This is a genomic window from Paenibacillus sp. strain BS8-2 (assembly GCF_054483835.1).
In genome coordinates, this window is sequence record NZ_CM137010.1 from 431,749 (window position 1) to 455,324 (window position 23,576).

Here is a 23,576-nt window from a genome sequence, read left to right on the forward strand (position 1 = left end):
TCATCCTTCCCTTTACTTGTTATCCGCCGGATAAACAAGACCGATCTGCCTCCTTGCCTCGTCCATAATCTCCATTACGATTCTCGACAGCTCATGCGAGTTGACCAGCGACTCCGTCTTGCCTTGTTCGATCAGCGAAATAAACTCCTCCACCTCGTAGAACATGTTATGTTCGACCGTCGATCTGCTCAGATCCTCCACTCGCCCATCACGGAACTGAAGCCGCACTGCCTCCGGCTCGCTAATCTTATCGATCACCAAGTTGCCGTCTTCTCCATGAATTTCGTTAGGGAGCGAGGAGCTCGTTATTTTGGAATAAATGACGACCGCATCCATCTCATCGTATTGCATCAGAATGCTGCCTTCCCCATCGACTCCCGATTCCAGCATAAAGCCAGACGCCTTGACTGCCTTAGGTCTGCCAAACAATGCCGCTGCCGGATATAAACAATAGATGCCGATATCCATCAGCGACCCGTTCGAGAATTCTGGCTGGAAGGCGTTCATGACATTGCCTGAACGGTAAGCATCATACCGAGAGGAATATTGGCAGAAGCTCGCAAAATACCGCCGTACCGTCCCAATACGCTGGACGCCTTCGCGTACAGCCCCGAATCCAGGCATCAGCGTCGACTTCAGCGCCTCCATCAGCAGCACATCATTGCGCCTAGCGGCATGGATCATCGCCTCAAGCTCACGGCTGTTAGAAGCAATCGGCTTCTCACACAGGACGTGGATGCCCCTGTCCATCGCAGTGATGGCGTACTCGGCGTGGAGGCTGTTCGGACTGGCGATATATACCGCATCAATCTCGCCGCTGGTGAACATGGCATCCATATCCGTATAGGTGTGGGGGATGTTATATTTGTGAGCGAACTCGCTCGCTCGATCCTCCGTGCGTGAATAGACGGCCGCAAGCTTGAAGCGAGGGTCTAACGCCGCTCCTGCGAGGAATCTATCGGTAATCCAGTTGGTGCCAATAATGCCGAATCGTATCATGATGCTCTTCCTTTCCTTTTTGACAAAATCAAATCGTCTATATTATAGTGGGTCGGAGCCACTGACAAGCATGTCTAAGGGGGTACTATCATGGAAAAATACATATGGCTTGCAAGTCTTCTACTTGTGCTGATCATCCTCGTCGGCGTATACCTTGGGTATGCCAAACCAAAGAAGGGGATATGGTTCGGCGTTTCGTTGCCGGCCGAAGCGCTCGCGGATAAACGTCTGCTCGACTTGCAGCGAGAGTTCCGCAGAGGATACTTATGGTTCGCTGTGTTTGCCGGAATTGCCGCACTTCCGATTCTTTGGTTTTCGGACACATTCTCACTCTCGTTTATCTACGTATTCTTATGGTTTGCTGGTGTCATCTACACCTCTACCGTACCATTCAAACGTATTCACTACAAGGCGGCCAAGCTCAAACGGGACAATAATTGGTTCGCTCCCGGAGCAAAGAAGAACGTTCGTATTGATGTCGACATCGCGCTTATGAAAGGCAAGTTGCCATTGTCGCCTTATTGGTTCGTCGTACCCGCGCTCATGTCTGTGCCTTTGATGATCATCTCGCTGCGGGACGGCGTAGGCGTGCTGCTATATTCAGGCTTCGCTTCGCTGATCATGACGGCGGTCATGTTCGCGCTGTATCTAGCCTTCAGCCGCGGCGAGCATCGGGCGCATAGCCGCAATCCAGTTCCCAACGCAGCGATTAACATCGCCGCCAGCCGACTCTGGTCGATTCTATGGCTGTCGCTTGCCGTGTTTGAAGCGGCCAACGCATTTGTGGCGTACAAAGTGCTTACGGAGGGCAACTCCGGTGATCCCGGCTTGTGGTTCGGAGGGATCTTCATGGTATCGCTGGTGCCGCTCATCGGGATTTTCGTGGTGCATCAGCATATTAAGGAGCTGGAGTATCGATATGGCGACACTGATGGCAACAGTATTCCGTCTGATGAGGACGCCCATTGGCGTCATGGACTCTCCTACTACAATCCCAAGGACAACTCCGTATTTGTAACGAAACGGTTTGGTTCCGGCAAGACGGTCAATATGGCTACTCGCGCAGGCAAAATGTATTATTACGGCGCGCTCGCCTTTGCCGCCGCAGTCATTATTCCGGTCACGATTCTGATCGTGCGTGCGGATACAAGTCCGCCACAACTCGTCATCGAAGGAACGGAGAGAGTCGTTATCGACGACACGATGTATCCGTTCGAATTTCTGCTGGATGACGTGCTGGAACTCACGCTGGAGGAGGACATGCCTAGCGGCTTCCGACAGAATGGAATCGCTACCTCAGAGTACGCGCGCGGCAACTTCAAGCTGACGGAGCTTGGCGCCGCGAAGATGTACATCTTCAAGCAGAGCGCGCCGTACATCCTGATCAAGCTGCCTGACCGCTACGTCGTTTACAACGAAAAGGAACCCGCCGCGACCGAGGCGTTGTTCAATGAGCTTGCGGAGCTGACAGTGCTCGCGGAGGGGTGACTTGCAGGGTCATTATGTCGGCCCTGCCGACATACTCCCGAACAAACGCGTCAGCTACTCATCAGCCTGTAACTTTACAGGCGGCAGGAGCTTACGAACGCTCGCCTACTCAACCCTCCGACTACTCAACCAAATTTCTGTACCGATTATTCCGCACGCTAAATCATCCCGCATACTCACCCTACTCCTCACTCAACAATTCTTTCAGCATACGATCGCGATTGTTGAGAAACTGCGAGGTGATGATGTAGTGGTCCGTCTCTTCCCATGTCACCTGTTCGATTCCGTTGCCCGTCAGTCGATAGATCCACGCGTCGGGGTAGGCCATGAGAATAGGCGAATGTGTCGCGATAATAAACTGCGAGTTGTCTTGCACCAGCTCATGGATCCGCGCCAGCATGGAGAGCTGCCTTGAGGGAGACAGCGCCGCCTCGGGCTCGTCCATGATATAGAGACCGCCGCCGCTGAACCGGTGCAGGAACGTTGCAAAAAACGACTCTCCATGCGATTGCTCATGAAGCGAATGGCCGCCATAGGAGCCGATTAGGGACGCCCCAAGTCCGGGCTCTCTATCCAGCTCGTCAAGATAAGTCGCCACGTTAAAGTAGCTCTCCGCGCGGAAGAAGAATCCATCCCGCGGTCGCTGAGCACCGCGAACTGCACGCATATACGCGTGCAGCTCCGAGTGGGTATGCGCCGTCTCGAAGTTAAAGTTAATCGTCCCGCCTTCGGGATTAAAGCCGAGCGCGACTGCCATCGCTTCGATCATCGTGGACTTGCCCGCCCCATTCTCGCCGACGATATACGTTACTTTAGGATGGAACGCCAGCTCGTCCAGCTCTCTTATGGCATCCAGGTTAAACGGATATCGATCGAATGTGGGGACGGCATCTCGAAGCAGGCTGATTTTCCTCAAGTAATGACCATTCCGATGAATCGACATTGACTACTCGACTCCTTCGCCCTTTAATTCTACAATCGCGTTGCTTTCTCCCGTTACTCCTGCCACTTATCACCTTGCAGCTGCTTCCAGACCGTCTTGTTGCTGTATTGCTTCTGCGAGCTGATATCTTCGCCGAACCAATCCGGCGCTTGGAAAGCGTTCGCCCCCTCCAGTGACGCGAACTCTACTTCAAGCACAGTCAACTGGATTTGATCATAGATATCGATTTCCACCGTTGTGCCGTTCCACCTCGCTGTGATGCGGTTCTTGGTGAGTGGGACGAACCCGAATGCCGTCACGACCTGACTATATAGGGCAGGACTGATCCCATACTCCACCTCTTCGCGCACCAGCCCGTTTCCGTTCTTGAACGTATGTGTATGAGTCACCTCGCCGCTCCCAAGATCCTGGATCCGCCTAACGCGAAGCTCCTGCGTCTCGTCGATCGCGAGATACGTTTGTTCGATGCGTTGCTCCTTAATGGCCGTAATCACACCATCTACAATTAATTCATAAGGATTGCCCGCCAGCAAAAACTTGCGTTCGATCTCCAGTGCCATTATTCACTCATCCTCTCATTATTTCAACCGCGTCAACATTCGGTTTACGCGTGCTGCGATTTCCTCCAAGTTGAGATTCGCTTGATCAAGCTTCTGATAGCTCTTCTTCACTGCTTCCAGCAGCCATTCCGGAACACGCCGTCCCTCTAATCCCGCATAAAATGTTTGGTAAGCCCAAACAAGATGCTCCCATCGCTTGTCGTTGCCGTCTTGTACATATTCCGACACGTCCAATACTTTGGCGCGGCCATTCTGCAGGATGATGTTTTTGAGATGAATATCCCGCGGATTAAGCCCCCGCTCTCGCACGAGCCTCCGTGCCTCTTCGACATCGGCAATGACTTGAGGCGGTACGGCAATCCCTTCGATCAGACAATCCAGCAGCGTAGGTCCGCGCTCGTAGCTCATGACCAGATAATTCGCGCCTTCCCCGTGCAATTGAGGGAAATACGGGATGCCTTCTAGCTGCTTATAGACATCTCTTTCCGTTGTTTTTTTGTGCAGGGCATGATCCGAATATACTTTATACGCATACCCGGGCGTTTCATCGTAATAGAATACCGCCGCATCCGTACCCACTCCTATACAACTCAACCCGTCCGCTTGGCCGATGATGTCAACTTCACGATTGCTATCATCGCCGACGACCTTAATTTGACTAATAACTTGTTCTGCCGCTGTCCAATCTATATTCATGATTATTGCCCCCTTGATCGAATTGCTAACGATTCATGAAAGTACTTACCCAATAATAAGGTCATACGATCACAGAGCAATCATTGTTTCAATCGGGCAGTCATGACCAAAGTATACCATCTTCCGTATCTAACCCATCACGTTTCTCGGAGCAATCGATTTAACCATGCGAAAATTAGTTAATGCGATGCCTTTCCGGATCACACTTTGGACTTCAACAACGACATAACCTTGATGCTCAAAGAACGGCTTAGCCGTAATACTGGCATGCGTCACGATTTCCTGAATTCCCGCGCTCACCGCAGTCTCCTCTAACACATCAACCAAAGCCGTAGCGATGCCTCTTCTCTGATAGTCCTTATGAATATACAGCCGATCCAAATAACCTTCATCTGTCATATCTGCGAATCCCGCGATTACGTCCTCCAATACGGCCACATAAGCCGTGTTGCTGGTTAACGAATCTATCCAAGTGTCCAACTTGTTCGCCTGTTCCTCTCTCGAAGCCCATGCATCAAGCTGTTCCTTCGTATAATCTCTGTCGTTCACATGATGTACCGTGTCATAGAACAAGGAAACGATGGGATGAACATCCGATTTATGAAACCTTCTTATTTCCATGACGAGGCCTCCGTTCATATACTCTCTGTTTACACAATACCGCTTCTCCTTGCCGGAAGGCAAACCATATACAACCCGAATAGTGAAACACCCTGTAATTAATCGTAATCAGCGCTCTTAAAAGGGATCCTTGATGCAACCTTACAGCGTCTCTGCTCGTCTAGTGTTCGACAACATGAATGAGGAGAGAGTACATAATGACAGCAAGAACAACCTGGCTCAAAGCAGCCGCAACTCTGACGATCGCGATCTCGCTAGTAGCTTCCGGCTGCAGTAACGAGGGAAATCAGACCTCCAACGCCGGCAATGAAGCAGGCACATCGACGGCAACCGCCACTTCGAGCGCTTCGCCAGAGGTTGCACCGACGGATGGTGCTGGAGAGTCCACCGCGCAGCCTTCGCCATCCATGGAACCATCGGCGGCTCCGGAGGCTACTGATACGGCAGCTGCGACACCGAGCGCATCCGCAACGGCCGATAACGCTCAGAAGCAAACAGCCAAACCATCCATGAAGCCGGCAGCAACAGCGAAACCAACAGTCAAGCCGGCAATCAAGCCAACAGCTAAACCGACAGCTAAGCCGACAGCTAAGCCGACCGCCAAGCCAACGGTCAAACCAACAACTAAACCAACCGCAACACCTAGCCCAACTGTGAAGCCGGAATCGAACATCTCCGTGAACGACATTATGGACAACATTTTGGACGACATTGAGCTGCCTGCGCTGCTCGAAGTAACCGGCGATCGCATCCAAGATAGTTATTATTTCGACAGCACTGAATTACTCGCAAGCGGCGTGTTCAAACAAGCGCTTATGAATACCAAAGCGACTGAGCTCGCCGTCGTCAAGCTTAAATCGGATGACAATTATGACGCAGTAAAAGAAGGGTTTACGAAGCGCGCCGAGGATATTATCAAAACGTTCTCTACCTACCTGCAAGACCAATATGAGGATGCCAAGAACTATCAAATACTGCGCAAAGGCAATTACATTCTGTTCTCCATCTCGCATGACCAAGCTGCGATTAAAGAGGCATTTGAAGCGTCGTTCAAATAAAAACCCGATAAGAGCACTTTCTCTTGTAAACAATCCACCTTGTACTTTACAATGAATGGTAATATACATACCCTTATTGACGACAATGTGGTGGATATTTTTATAGGGATGGTGAGTCACCTTGTTTATAATCATCATTTTACTCCTGTTGATTATTGGGCTGCTGTTGCGAATTAACAGTAAACTACCCAAACGTGATATGGTCGCAGAAGCACTTGAACGATATCGATTGCAGCAGCTTGAAGCCGAAAAAAAACAATCTTCGAGCGATCTATAACTTAGTCGTGCATTGCAAAAAAAGGGGCTGGACCTTAGGTCAATTTATGACCTAAGGTCCAGCCCCTTTCCTCATTCAATCATTAACCAGGAGACCTCTGCGACTCGGATAATGTGAGCGAGGTCGCTCCCGTTCGTCCGGCATGCTTCCGACGATGCAAGAGCGTAGTCACGATGACACATTCGACGAAAGTCAGTCCCGTCTGCAGCACCTGCTGCCAAAGCTCGAGCTCCATGCTTCCGCCCCAGCCCAGCATCCACGCATTAAGTCTCATTAAGGGAATATGGGCTACGAATGCGACAATGCTGAACAAATTGAGGAGCCGATGATGAGCTGTAATGATTGCACTCCGAAGCTTTAGCACTCCATAGAATAATAACGCGGTATTCGGAATCATGCTGAATGTTAACTTATAAGCCTCTGTCCATGGAGCGAATGTGAGGAGCAGCAACAATTCCACAACCGTGAGCGCCGCTGCTCCGATCATTAATTTACGAATATCCAGACGCAGGAACCACTCTTCGTAGCGAGCAATCCATGCACCCATAACCACAAACGTTAAACCAAAGCCGAGATATCGCGTCGCCCACATGATGGCATATTCCAATGGTGTATCTGAAGCAGTTACAGCACTGTCAATGCTCGCCCCGCCTATACCGAACAACCCTAGCAGACTGCCGGATACAAGCTGGATCAACAAATAAGACGAAGCGACAATCACGACGATACCTCGGGTGCCCAATCGGTTCAGTAGCCAATAGGAGGCGACAGCCCCGAACAATAGCGGGGGGATGAACCAAAGCTGTATGAGCGGTCCGTTGACGAAGACGGCCATGAACATGATTTTTCCCTGGAGCAGTAAATTGGATATTCCGAATCCACCATTGGCAAGTGCCGGTACAACAAATTCGAATGCGAACAAGAGACAGAAGACAGCATATACAGCGGTTATTCGAAGGATGTATTTTCTTACATAAGCGACCGGCTTATCTGCATGCGTCCAGCCTTTATAGAGCAGGAAACCTGAGACAAGGTAGAAACAAGGCACCACAATGCGGCCCTCCAGCATCAAAAAAGATAGCAAAGGCGGCAAATTCATCGCAGTCATAGACGGAATAAGGAGGGCGTGTGCTGCCAGCACGAGAATCGCACCAGCCAGCTTGAACATCGTAATACCGGGATAGAACCGCCGCATCATGCGTGTCTCCGCAACAAACCAATTTCGTCAAGCGCCAGCCGCTTCATCTCTGCGACAGAAACCTTGCCCGTGCCCGACATCGGTAACGCTGGGAGAAATATCGTTTCCTTGGGCAGCTTGAAAGCCGACAAATATGGTGTTAGCTCTGCTTTCAGCCAATCTGCGGACAGATTGGCCCCTTGCTTCGGCACGACACAAGCACAGATTTGTTCGCCATACAGCTCGTCCGGAATACCTAGCACCATCACATCCGCCACATCGCGGATTCTTAGAATGGCATTCTCGATCTCCACGGGCGAGATTTTCTCCCCCCCACGCGAAATAATGCGATGCATCCGTCCCGCTATCGTCAACTGATTATGCTCATCGAGCATTCCCAGATCACCCGAACGGTACCATCCGTCCTGCTGATGGCAGGAACGCTCGGCCTCGTCGCGAATATACCGCATGACCCGATGGCTCCGAACGAGGATCTCGCCTTGCTCACCTCTTGCCATCGCTCGCCCCGTAACGGGATCCTCAATCCGGATCTCGATGCTCCTGTCCACTCTTCCTGCCAGACTATAGTTCTCGCTCATAAATCTTTCGTACGGAATCAGTCCGCCCAGCAGCTTGGTGTGCTCAAGCATACGGTACAAAAGCGGCAAAATGATGCCTCCTGCCATCAAGCAAGTACCGCTCGCCACAGCTCCCGCTTCTGAAGAGCCATAGCTGACAAGGAAGAACCGAAGCCTAAGCTCGCCTGTTACTCGCCTGATGATTGATGGATTAACGGCTGCCGATGTAAACGCAACGCCGAGCAATGATGACAAGTTATAGCGGCTTATCTCCGGAACCGAGATCATCGCTTGCAGCATGTATGGCGTGCCAACGAGTACCCTGCATCTCTCCGTCTCCGCAACCTCCAGCGCCTGCACTGGATTGAAGCGACTTAGCATTACCGTGCACACAGGCGCACTCTTAAGTGTGGTCAGCAGCGTAGCGAAACCACCCATATGATACAAAGGGAGCAAAGTCAATATTTTGAATTGTGCCATAATTTTCCCGCTAACCTTTGCCATCACGGTAGTCATCCAGCCTTCCTGTTGACTCTTGGAAGTGTTGGTGAGGAAGGATGAAGTCGTTCGCAGCACGCCTTTGGGACTTCCGAGCGTTCCCGAGGTGAACAGAAGCACCAATGGGTCGCGAGACTCCACACTCCTGCATGCCTCTCGGAATGCGGCATACTCGGCCTCATGACTGCCGCCCCCCTCCAATATTCGTTTATACGAGTGAAAGCCAGACAGTCCTTCGTCATCGTCCTTGCAGCCGACTACGAAGATACGCTCCCGACTTGGCAGCCAATGCGGTTGCCCTCGCGACTCGAATTCCACGATCAACTCATCCAACATCGCCGGATAATGTTGTTTGTGTCCCTCCGCTCCAAGGATCAGCACCGTAGGCGACGATTCCGCGAGATAACCGACCACCTCTTCCTTGCGGGAATAAGCATTCAGCGGGACAAGCACCGCCCCGAGACAAGCTGCAGCATACATCGACACGATCATTTCCATGCGTCCTGTCATAAGCACGGCGACCTTGTCCCCTTTTCGAACCCCCATACGTCTCAAGCCGTAAGCGAGCAGCTTCACTTCTTCCCACATGCCGCGCCACGTAGCGCGTTGTCCCCATTCCGGAAACATATAAGCGACCACGTTCGGGAATTCCTTGGCTCTCTGCTCCAACATAGCAGGAACTGTGTTTCGTTGAAACTCGCTGCGCCATGCCATTCGTCAACATTACCTCCGCATCGCCCGCGAACATTTGTCATCGTAGTCGGCTGCTTTAGTCTTCTGTCCGATTAACTGTTATGTAGAGCGGCTTTAGTTACGATTTACGTGCTTGCGATCGATCTTTTTATGGAACACTTCCTTACTATATCAGCTTTTTTGTTCTTAATAAAGAACGAATTTACACCATATGATTACCTACATATAAATAAGAGGCTGCTCCTACGCGGGAACAGCCTCATTCGTTTTCTTGCAACACCAAACCATATGGGGCGAGTCCTATCTAGACAGAAACGATCAATTCCTCTATCAGCCAGACTGCTGGCCATCGCTTTGATTAAAGCAGAAGCGATTCCCCGGCCTTGATATGAGCCTTCATTTTGTGAACCCTCATTCATACAGCTCGGTTCAACTCCCTACGCCACTTATCGGTAGATCACGCCAGCATAATGCGCAGCCGCGTCTCGCACAAGCATGAAGGTCTCTCCGTTGGTCAAGCCGCCCGGATGCGTAACAAGCGACCAAGTATCCGGCGAGATCCAGCCACGTGCTTTAAGCTCGTCAATGGCATGGTCACGCTTGACCTGAACGCCAGCGGTCAGCAGCAGCGCATATACGGCATCCTCCAGCTGCAGCGGAGCTCGCGACTGTATATATTCACGGAGCGAACGCTCCGGCTTACCTTGGAAGTGACGCTCGTGCATCTGGGCTAGCCTCTGCATCATTGTGAAATAACGCTCCTTGCTGGACAGTCCGTCGAGATCCCAACGTTTGTTGTCATATCCACCAAGCGTCATGCCCATGCTGACCGCAGCCAACAAACCTGGATACGTCTTATGATTGCGATACGAGGGCTGCTCCAGCTCCCGCATGGCCAAGTCCATGCCTTGTCTCTGCAACTGCTCGCGCAGCTTGGCGATTCCATCCCGCGACGAAGAAAGCTGACGGAACGACAGACCTTCTGTCTGTGCCAGCTTAGCCGCCGCCCCAGCCGCTTCGCCAGTTGCCATTCCGAGCGGTACGACGCGCGCGCTGCCGTGAGGTAACGAATCGAAACTCGCGGCACGTCCGACGACCAGCAGGCCGTCCGTATGCTTGGGGACTAACGATCTGAACGGAATTCCATACTGCTGCGGCGACATCATGATTGCCCCGTAATCTCCTCGCCCCGATCGCTGAATATCGACATCATAAGAGCCATACGCAATCGCATCCCAATGATCACGGTTCTCCATTACATCCGCCATCGTTAGCCGATATTCACCTTGTATGTGCCTGCTCTCCCGGATATACAACTCCGGCGCAACGCCTGCAAAGGTTAGCCCCTGCATTTCTTTGTATGTTTTCTTCAAGTATTCAACGATACGCGGCGCTTCTTCGCTTCCTAACCTCCAAGCTTCCTTCGCAGACGCCGGATCAAGCGGGTCCACGCCAAAGAGATGCATCGCGTTAATCAAGATGGTGCCGTCATTCTGCCTGCCAATATTGAGCCCGCGCAGCGCAATTCTATCTGGCGAGGACGATTTGTACGCCTTTGCCGACGGGAACCCCCAGGCGCTGCTGCGATCGATTCCGGTATCCTCACGTTGGCCGATGGATTGCCAAATCTCATCCGTCATCCCGCTCATTTTAAATATTAACGTCACGGCCATCCTCGCCTCAGGGTTCCCCAAATCCTCATGACCAATCGTATAAGGGACGCCTGACAAGGCGGCAATGTCCCCATCCTGGGTTGCATCGATGACCGATTGTGCGCGCAACGTCCTACTTGCACCTGTTTTATCCTTTATGACCAATCCTGTAACCGTCTGTCCGCTCATCAGCGGCACCATCGACTTCACGCCCAACAGCAAGGTTATATTGGGCTCTGAATGAACCATCTGACCGAACGCCGCTGCGGCTTCGTTGACATCAAACGAGGTGTTCCCGATCCGGTCGTACCATTCTTGAAAGATACCTTTGTTGAGGAACTCATGATTCCCCTTCCGCTTCGCTTCCTCCGACTGCAAGGGCGCAATATTGAGATCAAGAGAATTCAGCCAGCCAAGCGTCAGCAGTCCACCAAGCTTGTCCCGCCCCTTGCCGTCCACTAATAACACGCTTAGGCCGTTTCTCGCTGCAGATAATGCGGCCGCCACACCTTCCGGATCGCTCCCCGCAACAATTACATCGTAACTCTCCTTCCCAGACGTTTTCAGAGCTAAACCTGCTACCTCTTGATGCTCCTGAACGGTATCGGGGAGAAGCGTTGTCCATAACCAGACCACTCCCATTATGACCGCCACTAGCAGCAACGTCGTTGCGACCACTTTTCCCTTACTCTGTGCCACTCCCAAGAGTCAACTCCTATCCCAATATGTAGTACCTATTATGAAGCGATGGGGCGAATAATATTGCCAAAGTTAACATGGAAATATATAGAGATATGAGGTCTGTTTCAAACAGCAGTCTCAAGGTTACATATCTCTATAAGGCAATATGGCCTTGAAACCATATTCGAGAATAGGAGTGATCGCATATGTCTAAGCAAGGAACTGCAGGAGGAATCATTACGAGCGCAGTCGTCGGAGGAATCGTAGGTGCAGCAGCAGCCCTACTCCTAGCGCCTAAGTCAGGCGAGCGTCTAAGGTCCGATTTGGTTAGTTCACTTCAAGCGATTGGACAACGTACCAAAGAGGTCGCCGCAAGCGTCTGCGAGAATACGCGCGAGGCTGCGCAAGGCGCTGTAGAGGGTGTCAAAGGTGCAGTCGATGGCGTGAAGTCGGATGTAAACTCCATGGCGCCGCTGCAAGACGATATCCATAGGCTCGGCAAGGAAATGGATGCGATGCCGACCAATACCGAGGTCAAGAACAAAGGACTTCAGCCCGACCCGACTCAATGATCGGTCTGTCATGGATCCGGCTGTCATAACAAGAACCGTGCGACGTTTCGTCGCACGGTTCTTGTTGAGTACATTCTCGCAGCCGAACTAAACTATTTTACACGAAATGTCCGCGAACCGAACTTCCGCACCAGAACTAAGGCAGCCGCCAAGTATAGGAGCGTCGCAAGCACGATGACCACCATAAACGGAACCGCCGCCCCGCTCCAGATGATGCTTAAGCCGCTCAATAACGAAACACCCATGTTCGCGACGAAGTACAACGGGTTCTTAACATTAAGCTCTGTCGAATAAGGCTGGAAGAAGTAATACATAAATAAATGGTGGATGGTGTAAAATTGGGAGAGCGTAATGACGCTGATCCATAGTATGAGCAGCTCAGCATCAAACCTCACGACCCCTGCCGCCGCTCCAACAGCTGTCAGGGACAAACCCATAGCGGCAGCGATAAGCAAATTCCACCCGGCGATCTTGCCCAGCCGTATCATAAAGTGTTGGTAAGCGGCGCTACGATAGAAGCCATATCTCATCAGACTAAGATCACAGTTATAGAACATCGCTTTGCATATCTTCTCCCCTACGGAAAAGAAGTACATCGTCAGTACCAGGTAGGGCAAAATCTGCTCCAGGCTCCAATCGAGTTGCTCCATACGCTCGCGGAGTAATGTCATGAGGAGAGCACCAGCCACACCGAAAGCACCGATAATAGCCAATCGTTGTCTGACAGGATTACTGATCAAGCTGCGGTGTCTCAAGAAAAACAACGCGTTAAGGTAGGCGTGTCCTTCCTTCTTGCCCTTCCAATCCTCACGATCTAGACGGAGATTGTAATCGCCGTCCTTTGACGCCACACTTTTCTTCTGTGCATCCGACATCATCACACCAATGTTCAACAGCGGATCATCACGCTTGGTCGCGGCGTCGACTGCTTCCCTGTAATGAGAATAGCCTAACAACCGCACTGCCGCGTATGCCCCTGCCAACACAACAACAATAAAGAAAGGCAGCTTAAGCATAAACGCACCTGTTAACGGCAGCTTGTCCAAGAATAAAGGCGCATAAGCTGCAACATAGCCGACAAGTATCACCGCCCAAACGATGACGGTATGTTTGATCAATACCATCCCTGTTTTCTCAAATAACTTCAAATGACCGTACTCTGCCAGCAGTCTCCACGAGGTAATCATCATGGTCAGCATCAGCGCTTCCAGAACGGACGCGCCTAGCAACGTGGCGCACACAAGCATCGCGGGCAGCATAAAGATGCCGAAAGTCACGTAGCGGTACACCATCGTCGACCGCATGTACTTCGCAGGTGAAAGCCTCATGAGTTTAACCGCAATATACTTCTCCCGCTTGGGCTCAAGCGCTGAGGCACCACTCACCGCTGCAATGATGTAACTGATAATGAAGAACATATAGAGAAACTGGCCAAGTCTCTGTTCCTGCGTCCATCCATCGCCAGCTATTACGACCACCGGTAGATAAAGCAAAAGCCCCACATAAGCAAAACGAAGAATAAAGCCCCATAACCATGTAAGCAGCAGCGCCACAACCGAAATAACCCTTTTCAGCTCCAGATTGCTGTAAACGCTGTTCTTGATCAGCTTGCCTGCGAAGGGCAGCTTCTGAACGTAGTAAAGGAGCAGATTAGCTCCGATTGAGGTCCGTATCGCCAGCAGTGTTCTAAACATGCTCAGCATGCTCATCATCCTTCAACAAGTTGATAACGGATTGCTCGAATTCCTGGCTGTGCAGCAGCTCGGCCGGCACGGCGGACAACTCCCCTTTATGTAACACGACCAACTCGTCGCATAGATCGGATGCTAATTGCAGAATATGTGTCGAGAAAATGAGGATATGTTCGCTCTTCAGTTCCTTTAACATCCGCTTCATCTCTAGCGCTACAATGACATCAAACGAGGTAAGCGGTTCGTCGAGCAGAATAACCGGAGGTCTCGTGATGAGAAACAGGAGCATTTGCAATTTGTTTTTCATGCCATGGGAATACCCTTTGATCAGCCGATGTCGATCCGAGGGCGTCATGCTCATCATGTCAAAATAAGCGTCGATGGACATCCCCTGCTGACGTTTATCCCGGTTAATATCCATAAAATAAGAAACAAATTCGTAACCCGTCAGGAACTCAGGCAGAATCGGCAAGGAATACACATAGCCCACATCATGCTCTTCTAGTTTGCGTCGATGTCCATTGTCCTCCAGCAGCACTTGACCGCCGTCCATTCCCTTCTCTCCGCTCAGACAATCAAACAATGTCGTCTTGCCAGCTCCATTGCGGCCCAATAGACCGTAGATCTTTCCCTTCTCGAAGCTGAAGCTCGCTTCTCGAAGCACCTGTTTCTCTCCAAATTGTTTGACGATATGTTCCAAGATCAGACGCAATAGCTGTTCCTCCCTTCCATTTCATTGAGGTACACAGAGACACAATCAACATAACACAACAAACAGCCTTAACACCATTAACGCCCCCACGGCTTCCGTGGGAGCGATCATTAACAGCGCAAAGGCAGTTTGTGACATGTCGATCATACGATATGCAGGACCATGCTAATCATCCCGTTCTTCTCGCGCCGCAGCAGCGCTCTCGGCGTAATCATCTTCAAGCAGCTCGCGGAGCTTGACGATCGCCCTTCTCTGGATACGCGACACGCTCATCTGAGAGATACCTAGCTGCGTCGCGATTTCCCTCTGGGACAGGCCACCGTCATATACAAGCGACAGCACCTTCGCTTCTTCCTCCTTTAGCTTGCCTATCGCTTCCTTGAGATCCATGCGCCCGTCGAGCGATAGCATCTCGTCGTTGTCCGAGCTGATCATATCTCCGATGGTAGCGGCGCTCTCACCTTCTGTAGACAAAGGGGTATCCAGCGAAACGTATTGATATGACTCCCTCGAAGTCATGACCTCGATCGTTTCTTCGACAGACAGCTCGAGATAGGCCGCTATTTCCTCCACCTTGGGAGAACGGCCCAATTGTATAGACAGCTCATCGATGGCACGGCCAAGCAGCAGTCCCTTTTCCTTGAGGCGTCTAGGCACTTGTATGTACCAGGATTTGTCTCGCAAATAATTTTTGAGATGACCGACCACGCTTTTCATGGCATAAGCTTCGAATGGAATTTCACGATCCGCATTGTATTGCGCGAACAATCGCAGCATCGACATCTGCCCAACCTGGTACATATCTTCGTACAGATCGGGTCTGCTGCGTGACAGCTTGCCTGCAGCCATACGCACGATGGGTTCATAGTGGCTCAGAAGCGAAGTGGCGGTATCGTTGCAGCCCGTCTCTCGATAATGCTCCAGCAAGGACATCGCTTCCTGCGAAGTCAGCTCAGAGGAACCTGAATTCATACCATCTCCTCATTTCTGCTCCTGCGCTTGGTGAGTACAACCTCCGTACCATTATTGATCCGGACAGTCACATCGTCCATCAATGCTTTCATCATAAATAATCCGAGACCTCCAACTGGCGCTTCCTCGATCGGCGTACCATGAAGACCCGTTCTCGTAACAGGCTCCACACGATCAAACGCTGCTCCCCCATAATCACGTACCGTCAACATGAGACTGTCATCCGTGGATAGAAACTCGATATCCACCTCTCCTCGGTCATCGCTTCCTTTGTAGGCATGAAGTATCGCATTCGAGCAAGCTTCCGTTACGGCCACCTTCATATCTTCGATGTCCTCATATGCGAATCCGGCTTTCGCCGCAACTGCGTATAAAGCGGCACGGACAATATCCAAGTAATCGGCTTCTGCGGGTATTCGCAGTCTGATGGGCGATTGGCTCATTGTGTACACGTTCCTCTCCGTCTTTGTCTAGTAGTATACCTTAATTTGTTTTCATTCTGCTCCAGATCCGGACGGATGAAGCGATCACTTCTGTTATTGCCGCAGCTGTCTTTCTCACTTGATTGTTGGTACTGCCTGCTGTACGCGTTCGACGAACGGCATGCGTGCCGCCTGCTGCACTCTCCGCCGCCTTCACTCCAGCTGCAGCCTCTTGTCCTTCCATGGTCTTCTCAAGCACGCCCGCCGCAGCCTGCTTTGCAGCCGAAGTCAGCGCATGAGCCGCTTCGCCAAGGTCGCTGACCGTATGGAACAGCCCGTCGAGCTCCTTCAGCTTCCTTCTCGCATCTACCGTCACCGCATTTGTATTCTGCACGACCTCTCTCGCCTCGCTGCTCATCTGAAGGACCTCGGTCCGAAGCTCGCCTACCGTTCTCTTCGTCTCCGCGATAAACGTTTCCGCTTGCTTGAAGGTCTTGGTAACTGCGATTACAAGTATAATGAGCGCTAATGTGATCACGACCAAACAAATGCCGATTAATAGATCCATAAAGGCCACCTCGATTCAAAATTTGTAACTTCTATCCCTTTTGTACCCCGCCAAGCGAAGGTTGAAACAAAGGAAATATTACCCTCTGGAATTGGGTTGCGTTCAACAGCATGGTATACTGGGTAATAGATTATAGCCTGAATACTCGCAACTTTGAATGAGAGGGTCATGAACTTATGTTTAAACATTGGAAGCTTACTATTCGAATAAAGATCGCTATCGGCTATCTGCTGATCATCTGCTGTCTCGGAGTGACGATAGCCATCGTGACCGATCGTATTACATCTCTGCAACAGGAGATCGAACAAATTACGAGCCGCGATCTGGACATTCATAATGCCATCACGAATATCCGCTACAACGTCATCAGTATGGAGACAAGTCAACGCGGCTATGTCATTACGGGCGATCCATCCTATCTGGTACCCTATCAAGATGGCAGGTCACAGTGGGAAGCGAACTATAATAACCTGAGGGATTTGATGTCCGACAATGCTCCCGCGCTTCAAGCTCTGGACAATGTTAAGCTGACGATTCAGGACTGGATCAGCAATACGGCGGAGCCGACCATCCTGATGGCCGAAAACAACGAGACGGACAAGATTCGTTCCTTCTTCCAGAACGATCCCGGCAAGGCCAACATCGACAAGCTGCGCACGCAGCTTGAAGATATGAGAATGGATCATTTGGGCGAAACAAGAAGCTATATTCTGCAGCTCGAGAGCCGCAATCGTATTGTCACGCTTAGTCTGTATGTCATGTTATTAGCAGTCGCAATTATTTCGTTGCTTATCGTTGCATACGTGTCCGGCTCCATCTCCAAAACAATTAGACAAGTCTCGCTAACGATCGGACAGATTGCAGCCTCTAAGGGTGACTTGTCCAAACGTATCCACGTCAGAACAAACGACGAGATCAAAGAATTGGCCCATTCAACCAACAGCCTGCTCGTCAGCCTGGAAGCTCAGGCATGGGTCACGAACAAGGTAACGGAAGTCGCAACGATGACGCAAGGCCAGAATAATTTGGAAGAGCTCGCCAAAGCATTCCTGATTAAGGTAGCTCCAATGATTGGCGCACCATACGGCGTCTTCTATATCAGAGGGGCCAGAGGCACTCAGCCGCGCATGAACAAGCTTGCTGCCTATGCCGAATCCGCGATGCCGAATGTGAAGGACACGTTCCATTTTGGCGAAGGACTTGTAGGGCAATGTGCAATGGATAAGCGCGCCTTCCTGCTTAATGCACCGGCTGATTATCAGGCTGGTATCCAGTCCGGCTTGACGACGCTCAGCCCAAGCAGCGTATTGATCGTCCCGATCGAATTCGAGGGACATGTTGTTGCAGTCGTAGAATTCGCTTCGCTAGAGCCCTTCACCTCACAGCATCTGAAATTACTAGAGAGCATTGAGGATCACTTCGGCGTAGCTATTGATAATGTTGCCGGACGCATGGAAGTCGAGCGGCTGCTGAGCGAATCTCAAGCGCTGACAGAGGAACTACAGACCCAGACTGAAGAGCTGCAAGCGCAATCCGAGGAGCTGCAGATGCAGCAAGAAGAGATGCGAATGACGACAGAGCATCTAGAGGAGCAGAATCTATTCGCCGAGCAGAAGACCCGCGAGCTGGAGCAAGCCAAACATGAGCTGGAGGCTTACGCCGAGAAGCTGCGCCAAAGCGCCCAATACAAAACGAACTTCCTTGCTAATATGTCCCACGAGCTGCGCACGCCGCTTAACAGCATCCTGATCTTGTCGCAGCTGCTGTATGAGAACGAAAACAAATCGTTGACCGACGAAGAAGCCGGATATGCACGTGTCATCCACTCCTCCGGCAACGATCTTCTTGCATTAATCAATGATATTTTGGATCTGTCCAAAATCGAAGCCGGCAAGTTAGCGCTTGTCATGGACGACGTCAACGTGACAGAAATTCCCGAGATGATGCGGATGAACTTCGATCCCGTGGCAGACAAGCGCGGCATTACATTCCGTATCGAAGTGCAGCACGACATTCCCGATGTCATCCGTACAGACGGTCAACGGCTCCAGCAAATTCTGAAAAATCTGTTGTCCAATGCTTTTAAATTCACGGAGCATGGGACCGTCACGCTCAAGATTCATCAGGCGGATCCTGCTGTTGTTGCCGGCAGAATTCCAGGCAGCAATCCCGACGAGATGATCGCATTCTCCGTCATCGATACGGGAATCGGCATTCCGAAGGACAAACATGAGCAGATCTTCGAAGCATTCCAGCAGGTTGACGGCAATACGAATCGGTTGTACGGCGGAACGGGACTTGGTCTCTCGATCTGCAACGAGTTTGCGGGACTGCTCGGCGGCTGCATCGTCGTGGACAGCGAGCTTCATAAAGGAAGTACATTCTCGCTCTATTTGCCAGCTTCTCATTGTACGGCATACGAGCTCGAGCAGGCTGCGCAGCAGACGGCAGCTTCCTATTCGGATGCTGATGTCGAACGGCTTTCGCAAGAACCATCGACAGATCAATTGTCTCGCGTCAGCCACAACGAGACGATCGCCTCTTCTGAGCGTTCCGCTTCGAAGCAGGTGCCGGACGGTCTTACCGAAGAAGCGTCCATCTTCTTGGGCAAACGCGTCTTGCTAGTAGAGGATGATGAACGTAATATCTTTGCCATCGTCAAGGCGCTCGCTGGTAAAGGACTAGAGGTCGAAGTCGCGCGTAATGGACAAGAATGTCTAGACATCGTCGCAACTGACTACGGCTTTGATCTCATCTTGATGGATATTATGATGCCTGTGATGGATGGATTCGAGACGACTCGCGCGCTGCGAGCCAATGCTAATATGCACAATACGCCGATTATCGCTCTTACGGCGAAAGCAATGAAAAGTGATCAAGAAAGTTGTCTGGCGGCCGGCGCCTCCGACTACATCAGCAAGCCAATCCATATGGAGCAATTGTTCTCGCTTATGCGGGTATGGTTGACGAAGCAGGTGGGGCATTAATGCTTAGACATGACGGCTTCGGGCACATCGATGACCTTGTCGGCAGGCAGGAGGCTGCCGCCGCCGACGATGGAAGTTATCTTGGAGATGGCTCTAGCGATGAAGGGTTCACGCAGCTTGAGGAGCTAGAGGTCGATCTGCTCCTGGAAGCAATCTACCGCGTACGTGGATTCGATTTCAGGAACTACTTACGTTCGTCGCTTCGCCGCCGAATCCGCCACCGGATGAATCTAGAAGGGATATCGACCATATCCTCCCTGCAAGAGCGAATCCTGCATGTCGACGGTTTTATGGAGCGGCTGCTGGAGGACTTCTCTATCAAAGTGACCGAGATGTTCCGCGATCCTGCGTTTTTCCTTACCTTTCGTAAGGATGTGGTACCCTTACTTCGCAAACATGAGCGGATTCGTATCTGGCACGCCGGCTGCGCTACCGGTGAAGAAGTGTACTCCATGGCGATCTTGCTAGAGGAGGAAGGACTGCTTGATCGAACGATAATCTACGCCACCGACATGAGCGGAACGGCCATCGCTCATTCCAAGGAAGGTCGGTTCCCGCTTAAACGTATGCAAGCCTATACCAAAAACTATTTGCAGGCGGGCGGCTCGCGCGAATTCTCGGCTTATTACACAACCGATCATGCCTATGCCCGCTTCTTGCCTTCCCTTAAGGAACGTATGGTTTTTGCGGAGCATAATCTGGCGACGGACGGCTCGTTTAATGAATTCCAGGTTATCTTGTGCCGGAATGTGCTCATTTATTTCACCCCAGAGCTTCAGAGACGCGTCCATGGTATCTTGAACGGCAGCCTGGCTTATGAGGGTTTCCTCGTCTTGGGGAGCAAGGAATCGCTTATTTCGCCCCAGAGAGGCGACTTCGAGGAATTGAACGCAGAACACAGAATCTTCCGCAAACGTTTAATAACGGATTAACACCTACAAATACGGCAATAAAAAAGAGGCGTCGTCGCAAACGATCGCCTCTTTTTATTGCCGGTATTTGGTTAGCCATACATCTGTGCCGTCACGAGTCGGAACAACCTCAACCTTGTCCATCAACGCCTCCATCAAGTAGATGCCGAGACCTCCCGATTGAAGCTCCTGAACTGCCGCTCCTCCCAGGGGAGTCGACGCAAGACTGCTGCCATCGAATACGAATGGCGGCCCCTCGTTATGAATCTGAATAATCAATGCGTGATCATCATGGCGGAATGTCACTTCGATGACGCCTGCTCCGATTTCGTCGCCATGCAGGATCGCATTGCTACATGCTTCGGAAACCGCTACCTTCATATCCTCAATGTCCTCGTAAGCGAATCCAAGCTTACTCGCGATCCCGTACAAACAGATTCGAACAAGATCGATGTGATCCGCATGAGCCGGTATTTGCAGCTGTACCTCTTTCATCCTTACGCCCCGGCTCCTTCCTTGATATATCCCGATATGCCGGTTAGATCGAACAATCGCTTGATTTTGGCCGGCGTTTCCTGCACATAGAACGGAGCTCCAAGCTGGTCTCTCGTCTTGAGGATCGAGACGATTACACCAATGCCCGTACTGTCGATGTAAGTCAGATTTCCAAGGTGAAGTACAAGCGCAACGTCAGTACGCTTCAGTACATTCTCGAGCACGCACTGCAGCTGCGGTACGGCCGCGAGGTCCAGTTCCCCCTCCAGGTACATTGTGAATTCACCGTTTTTCTCTTCCGTTCGAACGTTAAATGGCTCTAACTTCATGTTTGTTCACTTCACTTTCTCCAAGGATAAATAAATTATACCGTTGCCAAATGATAATAACTGATTGAGCTCAGTTCTCCGCTTGCCTGGTCAACGAACAGCTTAAGCAGCGCTTCATCACGCTGGAACACAATGCCGTCCTCCGCCACGTAATCGGGATCTCCAAGCACGTCTTTAAGATCGGTCAACGTTGCTTCCACATATCGATCGTCCAGCAGCACTTCCTTCACATCAGCCGCAATATCAATAGATTGAATATATTCGCCAAAGAAGACAACGTGAAGCCGCTCGTACTCGTAGATGACAAGCTCGCTATAGAACTCATCCTGCGTTACGCCCTTTGGCTCTCCCAGCTTGCCGATGACAGCCGCGCGATCATCATAGAGCGTAAGCTCTTCGACGCTTTGGAGCAGGATCGGCCCGGCATCGCCCGTTACGGTGATGACAGGCTCATCGCCTTCATCAGCAGGCTGCAACGTCTCGCCATTCGACAACACACTTACTTGTATGTCAGGCGCAACAAGCTGTACATATTCCGTTTCCAGTTGATGAACCGGGATATCGTTCGACTTCACTTCGGAAGCCCCGCTCCCTCCCGACATCATTCCGCTCAGGATTAACGTTATGAATAGGATCACTTTCATACCTGCAACCTCCCTGCGATCAACCATTCTGCTAGAGTCTATACATATGGTATAAACCAATTCAGAAGGTTTGAAACAGTTTGGTTTGCTTTTCTTTCAATGATCTGTTTACGCGTGCAGGATAGCATGCACCACGCAAATATCATCGCGCTGCTGCTCCCCCTCACGTACATCAAGCAGCGACTCCACCCACTCATCCGGTCCAAGCCCCTGACCATGATGCTTGCGGACAGCCTCCTCGAGCTCCTTCGTGCTGCATTGACTACCGTCCTTCGCTTCCAGCGCGTCGAGCAGTCCGTCTGTGTACATGAATAGCTCGGTACCGGACTTATACGGCCGACTAACCTTGTGGATCGCAAGTTTGTCAAACAGACCAATCGCCGGTCCCGTCGGCTCCATACACACCACTTCGCCGTCTGCCGCGATGAACCCTGCCGGATGCCCTGCATTCACGTATTCAAGCTGCCTATTCTCCGTATCTACTACAACGAATATAGCCGTAAAATAATAATTAATGAGCTCATCCGATCGATAGAGCCCGCCCATATAGCGGTTGAGCTCCTGCATCACCTCGACCGGGTCGTTGACCCGCATGATGAGGTCTCGGAGCACCGAAGAGATGAACATACAAACAAGCGAGGAAGATATGCCGTGTCCCATCATATCCAGCAGCATGACGCCATACCGGTTAGCATCGATACGGAACCACGCGTAGTAGTCGCCTGCGAGCTCAGAGGATGGGCGATATGAGGCATTAATTTCGATGTTCCGGTTCCGGATGGGGCTGCTCAGGACGCTGCGCTGCACCTGCTTGGCGAGCTCCAATTCATAACGAATCCGCTTATCCCGCTCCTTGTGCCAATCCTTTTCGTGCTTGAGCCGCAGCGCCGAGCGCATACGAGCAAGCAGCTCGAGCTTATTGATCGGTTTCATCACATAATCGGTGGCACCTGCATCCAGCGCTTCAGCTAGTTTATTAGAATCTCCCACAGCCGTAACAAAGATAATCGGCACATCCCGAAATCTCTTTTCGGCCTGAATTCTTCTGCACGCTTCGAGGCCATCAACCTCCGGCATCATCATATCCATCAAGATCAGATCGACAGGCTCCTCCGTCGCTGCCACGGTCGAAGGCATGCCGTCCATGCCAAGTATATCGAACAGCTCTTTGGCGGAAGAGGCGATTCGTGTTTCGGCATAGCCTGCTTTCGTCAATATTGCTCGAATGATCATTTGGTTCGTTACATTGTCGTCTACGATTATAATACTCACATACGGGTCCTCCCATTGGTCACTTGCCAGAGTCACGTTTAATATGTCTAATAGCCTACCCCTAGGGGCAGGCTATCAAG

At 51.3% G+C, this 23,576-nt stretch carries 22 protein-coding genes; 5 read left to right on the forward strand and 17 right to left on the reverse strand.

Annotated elements, in window-relative coordinates; translation table 11 throughout:
• Window positions 1-12: 12 nt before the first annotated feature.
• The gene (locus ACX1C1_RS01800) at window positions 13-999 is read right to left on the reverse strand and encodes a Gfo/Idh/MocA family protein (RefSeq protein WP_458955489.1); all 987 of its coding nucleotides are present in this window, start codon (window positions 997-999) and stop codon (window positions 13-15) included.
• Window positions 1,000-1,089: 90 nt separating this feature from the next.
• Here ACX1C1_RS01800 and ACX1C1_RS01805 point away from each other — a divergent pair, with 90 nt between their 5' ends.
• Window positions 1,090-2,487, forward strand: a complete 1,398-nt coding sequence (locus ACX1C1_RS01805) for a DUF5808 domain-containing protein (protein WP_458955490.1) — start codon at window positions 1,090-1,092, stop codon at window positions 2,485-2,487.
• A 181-nt stretch (window positions 2,488-2,668) separates the two neighbouring features.
• Here the strand turns inward: ACX1C1_RS01805 and ACX1C1_RS01810 are convergent, their stop codons facing one another.
• The 4 genes from ACX1C1_RS01810 to ACX1C1_RS01825 all read right to left on the reverse strand — a co-directional run bounded on the left by ACX1C1_RS01810 (window position 2,669) and on the right by ACX1C1_RS01825 (window position 5,307).
• Window positions 2,669-3,430, reverse strand: coding sequence for an AAA family ATPase (locus tag ACX1C1_RS01810; RefSeq protein ID WP_458955491.1), 762 nt, complete (start codon window positions 3,428-3,430; stop codon window positions 2,669-2,671).
• Window positions 3,431-3,483: 53 nt separating this feature from the next.
• A complete protein-coding gene (locus tag ACX1C1_RS01815) occupies window positions 3,484-3,990 on the reverse strand; it encodes a CYTH domain-containing protein (RefSeq protein ID WP_458955492.1) in 507 nt (168 codons plus the stop codon).
• A gap of 18 nt (window positions 3,991-4,008) precedes the next feature.
• Window positions 4,009-4,686, reverse strand: coding sequence for a serine/threonine protein kinase (locus ACX1C1_RS01820; protein ID WP_458955493.1), 678 nt, complete (start codon window positions 4,684-4,686; stop codon window positions 4,009-4,011).
• Window positions 4,687-4,815: 129 nt separating this feature from the next.
• Window positions 4,816-5,307 (reverse strand): GNAT family N-acetyltransferase, encoded by a 492-nt coding sequence (locus tag ACX1C1_RS01825; RefSeq protein WP_458955494.1) that lies wholly within the window; start codon window positions 5,305-5,307, stop codon window positions 4,816-4,818.
• A gap of 197 nt (window positions 5,308-5,504) precedes the next feature.
• On the opposite strand from ACX1C1_RS01825, the gene ACX1C1_RS01830 reads away from it, so the two are divergent.
• Window positions 5,505-6,365, forward strand: a complete 861-nt coding sequence (locus tag ACX1C1_RS01830; protein ID WP_458955495.1) for a DUF4358 domain-containing protein — start codon at window positions 5,505-5,507, stop codon at window positions 6,363-6,365.
• A 359-nt stretch (window positions 6,366-6,724) separates the two neighbouring features.
• On the opposite strand, the gene ACX1C1_RS01835 is transcribed toward ACX1C1_RS01830, so the two are convergent.
• From ACX1C1_RS01835 to ACX1C1_RS01845, 3 genes are all read right to left on the reverse strand, one after another.
• Window positions 6,725-7,840: an acyltransferase family protein gene (locus ACX1C1_RS01835; protein ID WP_458955496.1), complete on the reverse strand. Its 1,116-nt coding sequence runs from the start codon at window positions 7,838-7,840 to the stop codon at window positions 6,725-6,727.
• Window positions 7,837-9,609 (reverse strand): class I adenylate-forming enzyme family protein, encoded by a 1,773-nt coding sequence (locus ACX1C1_RS01840; protein ID WP_458955497.1) that lies wholly within the window; start codon window positions 9,607-9,609, stop codon window positions 7,837-7,839. The genes ACX1C1_RS01835 and ACX1C1_RS01840 overlap by 4 nt, the downstream gene beginning before the upstream one ends.
• Window positions 9,610-10,034: 425 nt before the next feature.
• Entirely contained in the window at window positions 10,035-11,939 is a 1,905-nt protein-coding gene (locus tag ACX1C1_RS01845) for an FAD-dependent oxidoreductase (protein ID WP_458955498.1), read from the reverse strand.
• A 188-nt stretch (window positions 11,940-12,127) separates the two neighbouring features.
• Between ACX1C1_RS01845 and ACX1C1_RS01850 the strand changes: the two genes are divergently transcribed.
• Window positions 12,128-12,493, forward strand: a complete 366-nt coding sequence (locus tag ACX1C1_RS01850; protein ID WP_458955499.1) for a YtxH domain-containing protein — start codon at window positions 12,128-12,130, stop codon at window positions 12,491-12,493.
• A 92-nt stretch (window positions 12,494-12,585) separates the two neighbouring features.
• On the opposite strand, the gene ACX1C1_RS01855 is transcribed toward ACX1C1_RS01850, so the two are convergent.
• The 5 genes from ACX1C1_RS01855 to ACX1C1_RS01875 all read right to left on the reverse strand — a co-directional run bounded on the left by ACX1C1_RS01855 (window position 12,586) and on the right by ACX1C1_RS01875 (window position 16,858).
• Window positions 12,586-14,196 (reverse strand): hypothetical protein, encoded by a 1,611-nt coding sequence (locus ACX1C1_RS01855; RefSeq protein ID WP_458955500.1) that lies wholly within the window; start codon window positions 14,194-14,196, stop codon window positions 12,586-12,588.
• Window positions 14,180-14,896, reverse strand: coding sequence for an ABC transporter ATP-binding protein (locus ACX1C1_RS01860; protein WP_458955501.1), 717 nt, complete (start codon window positions 14,894-14,896; stop codon window positions 14,180-14,182). The genes ACX1C1_RS01855 and ACX1C1_RS01860 overlap by 17 nt, the downstream gene beginning before the upstream one ends.
• Window positions 14,897-15,061: 165 nt before the next feature.
• Window positions 15,062-15,868, reverse strand: a complete 807-nt coding sequence (locus tag ACX1C1_RS01865; protein WP_458955502.1) for a sigma-70 family RNA polymerase sigma factor — start codon at window positions 15,866-15,868, stop codon at window positions 15,062-15,064.
• Window positions 15,865-16,311, reverse strand: coding sequence for an anti-sigma B factor RsbW (rsbW, locus tag ACX1C1_RS01870; RefSeq protein WP_458957570.1), 447 nt, complete (start codon window positions 16,309-16,311; stop codon window positions 15,865-15,867). Before rsbW ends, ACX1C1_RS01865 begins: the two co-directional genes overlap by 4 nt.
• Before the next feature lie 40 nt (window positions 16,312-16,351).
• The gene (locus ACX1C1_RS01875; RefSeq protein ID WP_458955503.1) at window positions 16,352-16,858 is read right to left on the reverse strand and encodes a DUF948 domain-containing protein; all 507 of its coding nucleotides are present in this window, start codon (window positions 16,856-16,858) and stop codon (window positions 16,352-16,354) included.
• A 176-nt stretch (window positions 16,859-17,034) separates the two neighbouring features.
• Here ACX1C1_RS01875 and ACX1C1_RS01880 point away from each other — a divergent pair, with 176 nt between their 5' ends.
• Window positions 17,035-19,845: a response regulator gene (locus ACX1C1_RS01880; RefSeq protein WP_458955504.1), complete on the forward strand. Its 2,811-nt coding sequence runs from the start codon at window positions 17,035-17,037 to the stop codon at window positions 19,843-19,845.
• On the forward strand, window positions 19,845-20,777 hold the full coding sequence (locus ACX1C1_RS01885) for a CheR family methyltransferase (RefSeq protein WP_458955505.1): 933 nt from the start codon (window positions 19,845-19,847) through the stop codon (window positions 20,775-20,777). The genes ACX1C1_RS01880 and ACX1C1_RS01885 overlap by 1 nt, the downstream gene beginning before the upstream one ends.
• A 54-nt stretch (window positions 20,778-20,831) precedes the next feature.
• Here ACX1C1_RS01885 and ACX1C1_RS01890 read toward each other — a convergent pair whose 3' ends face one another.
• From ACX1C1_RS01890 to ACX1C1_RS01905, 4 genes are all read right to left on the reverse strand, one after another.
• Complete coding sequence (locus ACX1C1_RS01890; protein ID WP_458955506.1) at window positions 20,832-21,251, reverse strand: ATP-binding protein; 420 nt, start codon at window positions 21,249-21,251, stop codon at window positions 20,832-20,834.
• Window positions 21,252-21,253: 2 nt separating this feature from the next.
• Window positions 21,254-21,580 carry an STAS domain-containing protein gene (locus ACX1C1_RS01895; protein WP_458955507.1) on the reverse strand — a complete coding sequence of 109 codons (327 nt, stop codon included), beginning with the start codon at window positions 21,578-21,580 and terminating at the stop codon, window positions 21,254-21,256.
• Window positions 21,581-21,615: 35 nt separating this feature from the next.
• Window positions 21,616-22,224, reverse strand: a complete 609-nt coding sequence (locus tag ACX1C1_RS01900; protein ID WP_458955508.1) for a hypothetical protein — start codon at window positions 22,222-22,224, stop codon at window positions 21,616-21,618.
• Between the two features lie 108 nt (window positions 22,225-22,332).
• On the reverse strand, window positions 22,333-23,496 hold the full coding sequence (locus ACX1C1_RS01905) for a PP2C family protein-serine/threonine phosphatase (protein WP_458955509.1): 1,164 nt from the start codon (window positions 23,494-23,496) through the stop codon (window positions 22,333-22,335).
• Window positions 23,497-23,576: the final 80 nt, after the last annotated feature.